The sequence below is a fragment of the Mesorhizobium sp. genome (assembly GCF_004962245.1).
Lineage (GTDB): Bacteria > Pseudomonadota > Alphaproteobacteria > Rhizobiales > Rhizobiaceae > Mesorhizobium.
This window is the reverse complement of sequence record NZ_SUHQ01000005.1, coordinates 87,675-99,828: the sequence shown is the minus strand read 5'-3', so window position 1 is coordinate 99,828 and position 12,154 is coordinate 87,675. Positions and strand designations below refer to the sequence as shown.

Sequence of the window (12,154 nt, the reverse complement as noted above, 5' to 3'; positions counted from 1 at the left end):
CATGGCTGTTGCCGACGAAGACGAGGAAAAGCCGCTCGACCCCGAAGTCGAAAAAGTGCGCAAGAAGCTTGTCCGCTTCGTCGCCATCAATCTTGGCCTGCTGTTCCTCGCCCTTATGGTGGTGATCGCAGCCCTTGTCTACAAAACGCGCACCGCGCCGCCACCCGCCAACCCATCACTTGCCGGCGACATCCAGGTGCCATCGGGCGAGCCGCTGACCGGCGACATCGTGCTGCCGGTCGGCGCCAGGGTCATGAGCCAGTCGCTGTCCGGCAACCGCGTCTCCATCGATGCGGAGCTCGCCGACGGCAGCCGCGCCATCTTTGTCTACGACATCACCGAGCGCCGCATCGTCGGGCGGTTTTCGATCCGCAACAAATGACTGGATTTTCCCAACATCGCCGCGTTGCCACCGTGGCGGTCGTCGTCACGGATTATGACGAGGCGATCTCCTGGTATGTCGGCAAGCTGGGCTTTGTCCTGACCGAGGACGTCGATTTGGGCGGCGGCAAGCGCTGGGTCACGGTGGCGCCGGCGAACGGGCAAGGCGCGCGGCTGCTGCTGGCCGAGGCGGCGGACGCGGTGCAGGAAAGCCGCATCGGCAACCAGACCGGTGGCCGCGTCTTTTTGTTCCTCGAAACCGACGATTTTGGCCGTGACCACGCGCTGATGCTCGAAAAGGGCGTCGAGTTCCGCGAAGCACCACGCGTCGAGCCCTATGGCACTGTGGCGGTTTTCGCCGATCTCCATGGAAATCTCTGGGACCTGATCGAGCCAAAACGATAGGCTTGCGACGGATATTTTCCCGGTATCATCGACTGCCCGAAGCCCAGTTGCTTTTTCCCAGCCGTCAGCCTATATCGCCGGTTCTTGAACGCGCCCATCGTCTAGCGGTCAGGACACCGCCCTCTCACGGCGGGAACAGGGGTTCGATTCCCCTTGGGCGTACCAAGCAATCAAACAAATTGGATCTTTACTGCCGCGCTACAGTTGCCGGCGGCGGATCGTTTTCGGTGAGTTCCGCGAAGGCGTCGACAATCCCCGCGCCGCTCTTGGCGCTGACGAACTTGACGCTCGACCGCGAGCCGGCCGATCTGTTCGGCGCTTCCAGGCGCTTCCAGGCGCTTCGGCGAAGGGTGGATGCCAGGAATAGTCGGCCCTTAGCACCGGCCAGCGAAGCTGCGCACGACGCGCGTGGCTGGGCTCTAAACGCGCCATGCTCCAGAAACGCGTTGTAGTATCGTAGCTTCTTTGCCGTTCGAATTTCTCCCAGTCATGGCTTCGCACGATACCAAGATTTGCGGTGAACGACACATCCACGGCGCGCTCAACCATTCGATCTATTCCGGCAAGCCGAAAAGTGTTTGCGCGCCTGCTATTCCTCTGAGCGGATGACTGCCCATGGCGATCATCGGCTCGGTAGTTTCTGCCTCGAACACTGTCGACGCGAGCACCGTCCGTCCTAACGGCTTGCACAGCCCTTCCATGCGGCTGACAAGATTTACAGCCTTGCCGATCGCGGTGAAGTCCAACCTGCCGGCAGTGCCGATATTCCCCCAAAGTATCTCGCCGACATGCAGGCCAATGCCATATCTGAACTCAAGGCCCCCATTGCGGCGCCGAGTTTGGTTGAGATGATCTATCCCGGCGCGCGTGGCCTTCACGGCGCGTACCGCCGCGTCACATGCGGCCTTTGCATCGCGCTCGCCAATCGGGAAAATCGCGAGGACGCCATCACCTATAAACTTGAGAACCTCGCCACCAAATGCGTGCACCGCGCCGGCGACGCAATCGAACCAGGCATCAAGTACCAATACGATCTCGTCTGCATCATGAACCTCGGATAGATCGGTGAAACCTCGAAGGTCCGCGCACAGAAGCGCAGCCCGTATCGTCTCTCCCTTTACTCGACGAGAATGACCGTTGAGCACATGTGCTGCACTGCGCTTTCCCAAATATGCTTCGAGCAATGCGCGTTTCGCAGACCGTTCTGCGAGTGCGGTCATCGGAGCCGCAGCAAACCGGGAGATTTGCCGCAGTAGCTCTGACTGCGCCTCATCCGGAGTATGATCGAACGCCCACGCCAAAGTCGGTGCGACACCGCCAGCTCCCTCGTCGAACACGATCGCCCGCGTCGTGCCAAGCCATTCCCGCAGCACGAGCCGGGGATCGGCATTCTGGCGGTCGGCGCCTATCCCCAAAGCCTCGACCACTTCACCGCTAGGCGCTCGCCAGAGCCAGATGCGGCGTGAAATGATCGGGTCGGGAGCATCCTGTGCTAGCGCTCCGGCAATGATCGGCAAGCCGTCTTCCATCAAATGCGTTGAGAGCTGCAATAGAAGTCGCCCACCGTCGCCAATATGCGCGGCGTCGTCCAGAAGGAATGAAAGCGAGTTTGCGAGAAGCATCGATAGAAGGTCACTCGGCACCGGCTTATGTTTACGCCTCGAACATCTTCTTGCAACTCCCCACATTCGCTCCAATCATGCACGGCATTCGATGCGGATGTGACCTGGAGTGAGCAATGGCGGAATCGGTTTACACAGAGATTGAGGTCGCGGCGCCACAAGCGAGACCAGATCGTGCGATGGATCGGGACCGAAGCGAATTTGGATGCAACGCCGGGCGGTCTGTTCCTCGTCAATGTCGGTGGTCGCCATATGGCGCGCGGCGAGTTCACTGAGGTGATCCCGGTCCACCGTCTTGCCTACAGTTTTGGCTGGGAAGACAACGAGACCGTGCCGCCCGGCTCCGGCCATGTCGAGATCGACCTGATCGCGAGGGATGCGGGGACACTGATCCGCTTCACGCACAGCGGACTGCCGAACGCAAAGGAGCGTGACAGCCATCGAAGGGGATGGGAGCACTACCTCTCAAGGCTGAAGATCACTGCCGATGGGGGACATGTCGATCCCGACGTGCCGATGAAGAATATGTGATTTTCATCTAAGGGTCGTGGATGCGCATTCTTCGGCGCCGGCAAGTACGGATCGCCGATCGGGCCGCCTAGGCCCTGAAGCGTCGACGCTTCTGGCGCAACGCCTCGGATTGAATTAGCATCCGTTCATCAAAGCTTCGGCCGCAATCCCGCAGGATGCGGAAATGCGGAGCGCAGGGGAGCGAAGCCGGGCGGCGGTCACATGCCGGGGCTGATCCAAGCGCGACTGGGCACTTGAAATCCGTCCGCCGGCAAGGCGCGGCGTGGCCGGGAGGAGCCAGATGCAGAAGTTGCAATCGCAGGGCGTCCATCACATCACGCTGGTTGGCGCCGGGCGCCAGACCTCGATCGACTTTTGGGAAGGCGTGCTTGGCATGCCTTTCATCTTCGAGCAGCCCAACCTCGACAAGGCCAGCGAAAGCCATCTCTATTTCGATCCGGGCGACGGCCGGCTGATCACCGTCTTCACCGATGAGAGCCGCACGCCGGAGAAACGGCGCACACCGACCGATATCGGCTGCGTGCACCACATCGCGTTTGCGGTGTCGCGTGTCACCTTCCTGCAGGCGGTCGCCCGGCTCGACGAGCGCGCCATCAAGCACAGTGGCGTCAAGGATCGCGGCTTCATGGATTCGATCTATTTCGAGGATCCGCTCGGCCTGCTGATCGAACTCGCCTCTTACCGTTTCGAGCCACCGGCGGGATTTACCCACGCCGACGTGCTGATGGAAGCGCACAAGGTCCGCGTCGCGCGCGGCGACTACGCAATAGCCGAGGTGCATCTCGCCGACGCGATCCAGGCGCTCGTCGAGCGCTCCCGGGCGACATTGTCAGACGACCGGGCACCGAAAAATCCATACTGACGACAGCCAAACAACGGGAGGAACACGATGGCAAAGACAGCGACGAAGAGTTCGAAGAAACCCGCGGCCAAGGCAGCCAAGCCGGGAGCGAAGCCGGCGGCCAAGGCTGCCGCCAAGCCAGCAGCGAAGGCCAAGGCGAAACCAGCGAAAAAGCCCGCGCTGACGCTCAGCATGCTGAAGCCGAGCGTCAACAATATGAGCGTTCGGGTCTTTGCACGCGCGGCCGGGCTCGACCACTCAGAGACCGACGTATGGGGCCACACGCGCTCGCCCGAATACATGGCGCGAAACCCGGCGCATCTGACGCCGATGATCGAGGACAAGGGCTTGCCGAGAGGCGTGTTGTGGGAAAGCTGCGCCATCATGCAGTATCTCGCCAACAAGCACGGGCTGGAGAAGTTATATCCCAAGGCGCCGGCCAAGCGGGCAATGATCGACAGCGCCATGTTCTACCTGATCGGCACGCTCTACCCCTATGTAGCGCGTGCCACCTATCCTGCGCTGAATTTTCCGCAATATGCCGGCGAGGTCGGCCATAGCGACGCTCACCCCGACAAGAAATCGGAAGCCCAGAAGGCCGCGGCGGCCGCGATTGCCGAGCCGCTGGAGGTCTTTCACAGCTTCTTCCGGAACGGCAAGCCGTTCATCGGCGGCAAGAACCCATCGATCGCCGACATCCGCCTGGCGGCGACGCTCGAATTCCTGGCCGTCATCGACTACGCGCTGCCCAAATGGGCAAAAGACTACATGGCGGCGATCGAGAAGAAGCTTGGCAAGGCCTATACCGAGCCGGCCGGCGACGTGCGCGGCTATATCGCCTATGTGAAATCGCAGGCCAATGCGTGAGCCGTTTCGCTCCAACGGTTGCTTTCCCTAGGCCGGCCTAATCCGAGGCCGACTGGCAATTCACCTCCAATTCGTCACCACGGATGTACTGGCGCGGGATGTCGAGGTGGAAGGGAAGGTCGGTCATGTGCCGGCCTTTTTGCTTTCTGGGCGAGATTACGGGCCGGGAACGCTACCGGGCGTTGGGGGTCTTTCAATACGTCTGTCCGTGCAGCTCCTGCATAGCGGTCGTGCGATGACAGGCGGGCCGGTTGGAAGCCGTATTGGTGCGGCCCTCCTGGGAGGAATGCATTTACTTGTCGTCCTGCGGGAAACTGGCGATACTCCGCGGCATTTCGGGGAGATTGCAGATGAATGTATCCAGATTCGTTCGTATCGCTTTGCTGGGAGCCGCTTGGTCAGTGCCGTCGATCGCTTTGGCGCAGGAATCGTCCCTTTGGTCGGTTTATGAGAATACGCTCAAATCGGCCAAGTACATCGATCTGACCCATGCCTTCGAGCCGGTACAGCCGGTATGGCCGGGCTTTGCCAATGCCAAGTTCAAACCGACTGTCGCCGGTCAGGACATCGAGGGCTACGTCAAGGCCGGCGAAGAGTTCACCTACGACAAGCATGGGTTCGTCGCGACCGCCTATGAGCTGACGACGGACCAATATGGCACGCAGCTCGATCCGCCCTCCCACTGGAACCCGCTCGGCGCAACGATCAGCGACCTGCCGGCCACTTATGCCGTGCGGCCGCTCGTCGTGATCGACATCAGCGGCAAGGTGCAGACCGACGAAGGCTATCACCTCCAGGTCGCCGACATCGAAGAGTGGGAAAAGGAGCACGGCCGCATACCGGAGGGTTCGGTCGTCTTCGTGCGTTCGGATTGGTACAAGAAATGGTCCGACACCGCGCGCTTCAACCAAAAGCCGTTTCCAGGCGTCGGTCTGGACGCGCTGAAGTTCCTGCATCTGGAGCGGAAGATTCTGTTCCACGGTCATGAGCCGCTCGACACCGACACCACGCCCAATCTCGAAGGCGAACATTGGCTGCTTCACAACGATTTCACGCAGGCAGAAGGCGTTGCAAATCTCGACAAGGTGCCAGAGGCCGGGGCGTTGGTCACAATCGGCTTTGCCAAGCCGCTCGGCGGGTCAGGCGGATATGCGCGTTACATCGCTATTGCACCCGCCGACTGGACGGAGGGCGTTTCGGTGACCGAGGCGCCTGGTGTGCCGCTTTCCCGGCAAAAAGCGCCGCTCAAGCGCGACGAGAACGGCGTCTTCCGTCCGACGCCCTGATCGCTGGCGATATCAATCGCAGGGCCGGGCCATAGCGCGTATCTGTTGCGCAAGTCGGGACAAAAGGTCCAGACGATCAGCCGCTCCGGCGCTCGCGAAAACGTGACCGTCCCGGCGATAGCCATCATGATTGCTAGCGCTATCGTGGCATGAGCGCGCCAGGCCTGCCACGGGAGACAGCCATGCTCCGCCTATCCGCCGCCGTTCTGCTGACCCTGGCTTTCTGGCCGCCCGCCGCCTCGGCCCAGGGCGAGGCGGCGCCGTCGAGATGCGTTGCGATCGCCGAAGCGCTGCCGTCAGCCACCTATGCCAGCTTCACCACGCCAAAGGCGCAGACGCACCTGCTGGCCGAAGCCCTCGTCGACGGCGACATTACGATCACCTATGCCGGCCATTCGACCTACATCATCGAGACGCCCGCCGGCGTCAGGATCGCCACCGACTTTTCCGGCGTCTACGGCACCGACCCGCTGCCGCGCGTGGTGACCATGAACAAGGCCCACCGCACCCATTATTCGGACCTTCCGGATCCCGGCATCGAATATGTGCTGCGCGGTTGGAACCCGGACGGCGGTCCGGCGCGCCACGCCCTTGTCGTGGACGATGTCTACATCCGCAACGTGCCGACGGATATCCGCAATGGCGGCGATCTCGGCAAGGACGGCAATTCCATCTTCATCTTCGAAGTGGCGGGCCTCTGCATCGGCCATCTCGGCCATCTGCACCACCGGCTGGAGGACGCGCATTATGGCGCCATCGGCCGGCTCGATATCCTTATGGTGCCTATCGACGGCGGCATGACGCTGTCGCTCGACCGGATGACCGAAATCACCACGCGGCTCTATTCCTCGATGATATTGCCGATGCATCGCCATTCGACTGCGATCAGCGAATTCACAGGTAGGATGGGCGACGATTTCGCGGTGGAATTCCTGTCCAGCCGGTCGTTGACGGTTTCGCTGAAGACCTTGCCCGACCGGCCGACGATCATCATCCTCGAAGGGGTTTGATCGCGGCGTGATTGATGTTGCGCCTCGTTCAGGGACCGAATAGCACAAGCTCGGTGAAGGTCAGATCTCCAAGCGAGGGTGGCCTGGGACCCTTGAAGTATTTCAGCCCCCTGTTGGGGCGGTACCACCCGTATAGACCCGCAATCGGCTCCTTGGCGTCGACGACGCAAAGCAGGATCCCGCGTCGCAAGAGAAAGCGCCCCAGAGCGCCGGCGCACCGGGCCAAATCTGGGAGAGAGCGGCAATAGACGATCTGAAAGCTTGGGATAAGTCCGCGCAATGTTCGGCGCGGCATCAACACCAAGGGAAACGCCTCTCCGTCGCAAATGCAGATCAACGACAGGCAGCCCAGCCCGGCGTGTTCCGAGAGGATGTATCTCTCACTGTCGGACAGCATCGCCATTTCCGCGAGATCGGGACGAACCTCGAGCACGCGGCATGACCGCGGCGCCGAATTCAAAGCCGGCAAGAAGGCGAATTGTCCGGTGGAAAAGGGGCGAAAGCCAAGCGCCCAGTTTGCCTTTAATGTCGCGGGCGCCGGCGAAATGTTCGTGTAGGTCACATCCCTTCGCCTGAGAACCTTCGCAACCAGCATGGCGGCATAGGGACGGAATTCTGCGTCGACGGACCAGCTTGAAAGGTTGCAGCGTATCTCGTCGCCGTCCTGCCCCCGATAACGGGTATAAAGGGTCAGCACAACGCCGACGATCCGATCAGCCTTCTCCAAAGCAAAGCCGTATCGTTGGAATTCGGCGACGGCAGGCCGCTGCGACAAACGGGTCAGCGCCTGTATCCAGTAACTCCGATTACGCTCCGGAAAGCCCCTGCACAGGCAGTCGACCACTCCTTCCCAATCAGCTTCGCAAATTGGTCTACAGCGAAGATCGGAAGGGAGAGTGCCAAGTACGGCCATAATCAACTCTAGGGTACGAAAAAATTTACTTAGATATGCTTCATGCACCAACATATTGGTCGGCAACGATTAATAATCTGTACCGCTTTTTAAGACGACTTTCTGCAGTCATCAGATAGCATGATGCATCGATGGTCTGCTTCCCGTCAGGTAAGGATTCGTTAACCAAAACCCTATCTACTGATCGGCAATTCACCTCCAATTCGCGACCACGGATGTACTGGCGCGGGTGCCGAGGTGGAACGAAAGGTCGGCCGTGTGCCGGCCTTTTTGCTTTCGAGGGCTATTATGCCCTGGGAAATCGCGGCCTGACTTCGCGTTGTCGTTGGGCGTCGAGGCCTTTGCAAGACATCAAGACATATTGTCATCGCCACCATTGTCCGTACCATATCGCTGTGCGGGCAAGGCGGAAGGACGAGGACTTGCAATGAAACGCGCCGCAAGGCTGTCGGCGATTGCGGGCGCGATGTTGGCTGGCGCCACCTGTCAATCGAATGCCGAGACGCTCAACACCATGGACGATGTCGGGGCTGCGATCCAGGCGTGCTGGACTCCGCCAGCGGATGCCGGGAATTCCACCGTCACCTTGGCCTTCAGCTTCAAGCGCAACGGCACGCTGATCGGCCCGCCCAGGGCGACTGCCATCAATGTGGCCGGCGACGCGAAGGCACGGCAATCCTTTGTCGATGCCGCGATCGCCGCCCTGGAAGACTGCTTGCCGCTGAGCTTTTCGCCGGCGCTCGCCCAAGGGATTGCAGGCAACGTCTTCACCCTGCAATTCGACTCGCCCAAACAATAGCGGGCGCTATCCCCGCTCGTTTCCGGGTGGGCCGACGGCAAAGCGGCGTCATCTCAAGCGATCGGACCGAATCCCGGCGCACAAGATGTTAAAGCGCGTCGCGTCTGAAACGATTCGCGCGACGCGCTTTAAGTTCTTGTTTTTATGCATGTCGTTATCCCAAAACCGCTGCGCACTTTTGGGCGACATGCATTAGCGGTGCCTGCGCCTCGCATCGACATGGCGTGCCAGTTCCGGCGTCTCGAAGACGTAGTCGCTCCAGGCCGATTCCGGAATCTGGCCGGCCAGATAGCACTCCAGCAGAAGACTTTGCTCAGGACTGAGAGGTCTCGGCGCGCGCTCATGGTCCAGCCCAAGCGAGTGAAACAGATTTCTGGTCAGGTCCGAGACATTGAAGTGGATCGACATTTGCGGTGTCCTTTGACCATCCAGCGCACGATCCCAAAAATCGATTTCTCGGAAAGCGCAAAATCGAAGCCTCCTTTGCGCATCCCAACGGACGCATGGCGCTGTAATGGCCATTAACGCCGAAGGCAGGATAAAGGTTTCAGCGTGGATCTGGCGGTAACGACGGATTGATCGATGGCGGCCGGATCGATCGAGGGAACCCGAAATCCATCAGTCAGGTCAAATTTCGGCGATCGCATCGGAGTTGTTTTCAGGTTCGTCTCAATATTGAAACAAAAATGTAATATCGAATTTACGAGAGTATACATAGTACATTAGTATTCAACGTTTTCTGTAAGCTGCGAGCTTACAGAATTAGGCAAACCTCATTTAGACAAGTCTTATTCACGATCAATAAAGAATGCGGTTTCAGCTTCGTGGCGGAAACAGGGAACAATGGTCGCTCCAATGACACGCTTCTGGTCTGAGATTATTCTTGTGCTGATATCGGTGACGACATTGACGCTCGGCACTTCCTCTTCTTATGCGGATAGCTGCAGCGCGATCAGGAGCCAAATGCGTTCGGCCGATCGCGGCGGGTCGAGCCCGCAGCTTGCCCAGTTGCGCCGGCAGCTTGTCGCGATCCAAAGGTTGGAGAAACAGCGCCAATGCTCCGCGAAAAGTTCGATGGTCGGGTTCTTCTTCAACCCCTGCGCCGATCTCGTCAGGGGTAAGGCGGAGGTGCAACGCCGGATCGCGAGCGCGTCGAATTCGAGCAGGGATACGTCCGGCCTGCAGGCCAGGTTTGTCGCCCTGGGCTGCACACCTGCGGCCAAGAAGCGGGAACGGCCAGCGCAACAGCGTTCGGCGGCCCAGTTCGCCGGCGTAACGCCTGGTGGTTCGATGCTGTTTTGTGTGCGCCTTTCGGACGGATATTTCTTCCCCGCGCCAAAATCGCAGTTCGCCAAAAGGGATGATCTGAAGGACACTGTCGATCAGTGCCGCTACATTTGCGACGATGCCGGCGTCGACCTCTACACGCTTGAAGATGCCAGCCGCGAGACCGAAGAAATGGTCGCTCCCGAGACGCGAAAACCCTATACGGAGCTTCCGGCCGCCTTCAGGTACCGCGACAACGCGAATTTCAAGGCGTGTAATGTCAAGCGGTATTCCCGGCGGGTCGCTGAACTCAGGGCACGGACGGTAACGCCGGCCAACATGGCCAATGCTATCATTCCATTGCCGACGGCAAGGCCGGATCTTGGAGCGGTTGCGGAAATTCCCGGACCCGATGCCAAAGCCCTGGACATCAAAGCATCCGGGGGCGAGGCCAAGGGCGCCGCCCAGCATCAGTCGATCGAAAAAATGATCGACGCGCGGCCGGTAAGGGTGGTTGGCCCGGCTTTTTTCCCTGAAGACCGATCACTGAAGCCGGGCCGCAGAATTGATAGCGTGTGGCCGACCGCTACATCGGATGCGCGGCAAGGTTTGAGGGCGGATCTTTCGCCGGCTGGCTTACTCACAGACCATCCGGACCCGTTTTCCGGGTTGGCTGACGTTCTTGCAGGTGAGTGGTTTCGCCGGTTCGGACGACACAGGCGAATTGTTGGACGACCTCGTGATTCGTCTTCTCGGCGCGACAAGCGTTGTCGTTCTGCGGGTCGCCGCTTCCTTCGGGACTTCGGGCGCCACCGGAAAGACATCGGTCCCCAACTGCGGCTGTTCGGCTTGCGCCTGCGTTGGTCTGTCCCAGAACTGCCGGACATCGAGCGGCCTCGGAATGATGACGGTGCCGTCGTAGCTGCGCGAGCAACCGCTCCCGAACAGCAGTATCGGGCACAGGAAAAAAGGCAGTATCCGTCCCAACATCAGCAACACCTTGCAGGATCTATAACGCGGCTTCGGTTCTGCCGACAACCGGCGGAACGCCGCGGACAAGGCTAGCGCATGACCCCGAAAATCGGAATCGATTTTCGCTGGGGATCATGTGCAAATTTCAAGCGCTGCAGCGTCCTTTGCGCGTCCGAAAGGAGGCGCGGCGCTGTGGTGGGGCGAATCCGAAATTCGTTCAGGTTTGGAGCAGCGCAACGGGCGAATTCCGAATCCACCGCACCGGTTACGATCCGTTAAGGTTAGCGGAACGTTAATGCTTGTGAGGCACATCCCGCCGGCGAACCGCGGAGGGAGGGGTTCGGCCTTGATTCTCGGGTTGGGACGGCATGGCGGAAGCGGACGGACGCCGAGCTGATCAAGCCGGCGCGCTCTTCGGTGCTGCTGGAAACGCTGGTCGCCACCATCCAGCGGCACCGTCACAACACGATGGGCACCGGCGCGCAGCCGACGGCGGACGGTTCCAAGAGCGACATGTCGCAGCCATCGTCGTTGCCCGCATATGGGGCCGCGTCCGGACGGGCGCTGCTGCAGCCGCCACTGGTTCGTCCCCGCACCAGCGCGTTGGCGGGCGCCGGGCATCGGCTGGACGTCCTCGTTGCCGAGGACAACGAGGTGAACCAGATGGTTTTCACCCAGATTCTCGGCGAGACCGGCTACGGCTTCGAGATCGTCGGCAATGGCCGCAAGGCGCTCGATGCCTTCGGCAGGCTCAATCCGCGCATGATCCTGATGGATGTTTCGATGCCTGAGATGAACGGCCACGAAGCAACCGCAGCAATTCGCCGGCTGGAAGAAGAAACCGGCACGCATGTCCCGATCGTGGCGTCACCGCGCACGCGCTGAAGGGCGATCGCGAACGGTGTCTGGAAGCGGGCATGGACGATTACCTGTCCAAGCCCATCAGCCCCAGGGCGTTGCTCGAAAAGGTCGAGCGCTGGCTTGGCGCCGGCGGCGAAATCCAGCGCAACGCGGGATAGGGTCTCCCGTCGGGCTGTGGCGTTTAGCCGAGATTCGGCAACGCGCTGCGGACAAGACTATGGTGCGATCGCACCATACCAAAGCGTACGACCGGTTGGAACAATAAGCGCATTCGAGTTCCGCTCCTCCAGTTACGGGCGGGAGCAGCGACCGCCGGCAAGAAACAGGGTCAGATCTACCCCAACGGACCTGTTTCGGCGATGGCGCGGCCTGGACATGATCTGGCCGCATGCAACGCGCT

11 protein-coding genes, 1 tRNA gene and 2 pseudogenes are annotated in these 12,154 nt (G+C 60.4%); 11 read left to right on the top strand and 3 right to left on the bottom strand.

Annotated elements, in window-relative coordinates:
- The first annotated feature begins 1 nt into the window (after position 1).
- The 3 genes from E5X88_RS07215 to E5X88_RS07205 all read left to right on the top strand — a co-directional run bounded on the left by E5X88_RS07215 (position 2) and on the right by E5X88_RS07205 (position 951).
- Positions 2-382 carry a fimbrial protein gene (locus tag E5X88_RS07215; RefSeq protein WP_292159692.1) on the top strand — a complete coding sequence of 127 codons (381 nt, stop codon included), beginning with the start codon at positions 2-4 and terminating at the stop codon, positions 380-382.
- On the top strand, positions 379-786 hold the full coding sequence (locus E5X88_RS07210; RefSeq protein WP_292159690.1) for a VOC family protein: 408 nt from the start codon (positions 379-381) through the stop codon (positions 784-786). The genes E5X88_RS07215 and E5X88_RS07210 overlap by 4 nt, the downstream gene beginning before the upstream one ends.
- A gap of 90 nt (positions 787-876) precedes the next feature.
- Positions 877-951 (top strand) — tRNA-Glu (locus E5X88_RS07205).
- A 389-nt stretch (positions 952-1,340) separates the two neighbouring features.
- Here E5X88_RS07205 and E5X88_RS07200 read toward each other — a convergent pair.
- Complete coding sequence (locus tag E5X88_RS07200; RefSeq protein WP_292159688.1) at positions 1,341-2,408, bottom strand: adenylate/guanylate cyclase domain-containing protein; 1,068 nt, start codon at positions 2,406-2,408, stop codon at positions 1,341-1,343.
- Between the two features lie 116 nt (positions 2,409-2,524).
- On the opposite strand from E5X88_RS07200, the pseudogene E5X88_RS07195 reads away from it, so the two are divergent.
- The 5 genes and pseudogenes from E5X88_RS07195 (at position 2,525) to E5X88_RS07175 (ending at position 6,943) form a co-directional block, all read left to right on the top strand.
- Positions 2,525-2,939 (top strand): annotated as a pseudogene (locus E5X88_RS07195) (SRPBCC family protein).
- A 280-nt stretch (positions 2,940-3,219) separates the two neighbouring features.
- The gene (locus tag E5X88_RS07190) at positions 3,220-3,801 is read left to right on the top strand and encodes a VOC family protein (RefSeq protein WP_292159686.1); all 582 of its coding nucleotides are present in this window, start codon (positions 3,220-3,222) and stop codon (positions 3,799-3,801) included.
- 27 nt (positions 3,802-3,828) lie between these two features.
- Complete coding sequence (locus tag E5X88_RS07185; protein ID WP_292159684.1) at positions 3,829-4,647, top strand: glutathione S-transferase family protein; 819 nt, start codon at positions 3,829-3,831, stop codon at positions 4,645-4,647.
- A gap of 350 nt (positions 4,648-4,997) precedes the next feature.
- Entirely contained in the window at positions 4,998-5,933 is a 936-nt protein-coding gene (locus E5X88_RS07180; RefSeq protein ID WP_292159681.1) for a cyclase family protein, read from the top strand.
- Between the two features lie 182 nt (positions 5,934-6,115).
- Positions 6,116-6,943 (top strand): MBL fold metallo-hydrolase, encoded by an 828-nt coding sequence (locus tag E5X88_RS07175; RefSeq protein WP_292159678.1) that lies wholly within the window; start codon positions 6,116-6,118, stop codon positions 6,941-6,943.
- 28 nt (positions 6,944-6,971) lie between these two features.
- On the opposite strand, the gene E5X88_RS07170 is transcribed toward E5X88_RS07175, so the two are convergent.
- Positions 6,972-7,856, bottom strand: coding sequence for a hypothetical protein (locus E5X88_RS07170; RefSeq protein ID WP_292159675.1), 885 nt, complete (start codon positions 7,854-7,856; stop codon positions 6,972-6,974).
- Between the two features lie 427 nt (positions 7,857-8,283).
- Between E5X88_RS07170 and E5X88_RS07165 the strand changes: the two genes are divergently transcribed.
- A complete protein-coding gene (locus E5X88_RS07165; protein ID WP_292159673.1) occupies positions 8,284-8,655 on the top strand; it encodes a hypothetical protein in 372 nt (123 codons plus the stop codon).
- A 192-nt stretch (positions 8,656-8,847) separates the two neighbouring features.
- Here the strand turns inward: E5X88_RS07165 and E5X88_RS07160 are convergent, their stop codons facing one another.
- Positions 8,848-9,063, bottom strand: a complete 216-nt coding sequence (locus E5X88_RS07160) for a hypothetical protein (RefSeq protein WP_292159671.1) — start codon at positions 9,061-9,063, stop codon at positions 8,848-8,850.
- Between the two features lie 447 nt (positions 9,064-9,510).
- Between E5X88_RS07160 and E5X88_RS07155 the strand changes: the two genes are divergently transcribed.
- Complete coding sequence (locus E5X88_RS07155) at positions 9,511-10,986, top strand: DUF2865 domain-containing protein (protein ID WP_292159669.1); 1,476 nt, start codon at positions 9,511-9,513, stop codon at positions 10,984-10,986.
- A 270-nt stretch (positions 10,987-11,256) separates the two neighbouring features.
- Positions 11,257-11,912: pseudogene (locus E5X88_RS07150) on the top strand (response regulator); the annotation flags it as partial.
- Positions 11,913-12,154: the final 242 nt, after the last annotated feature.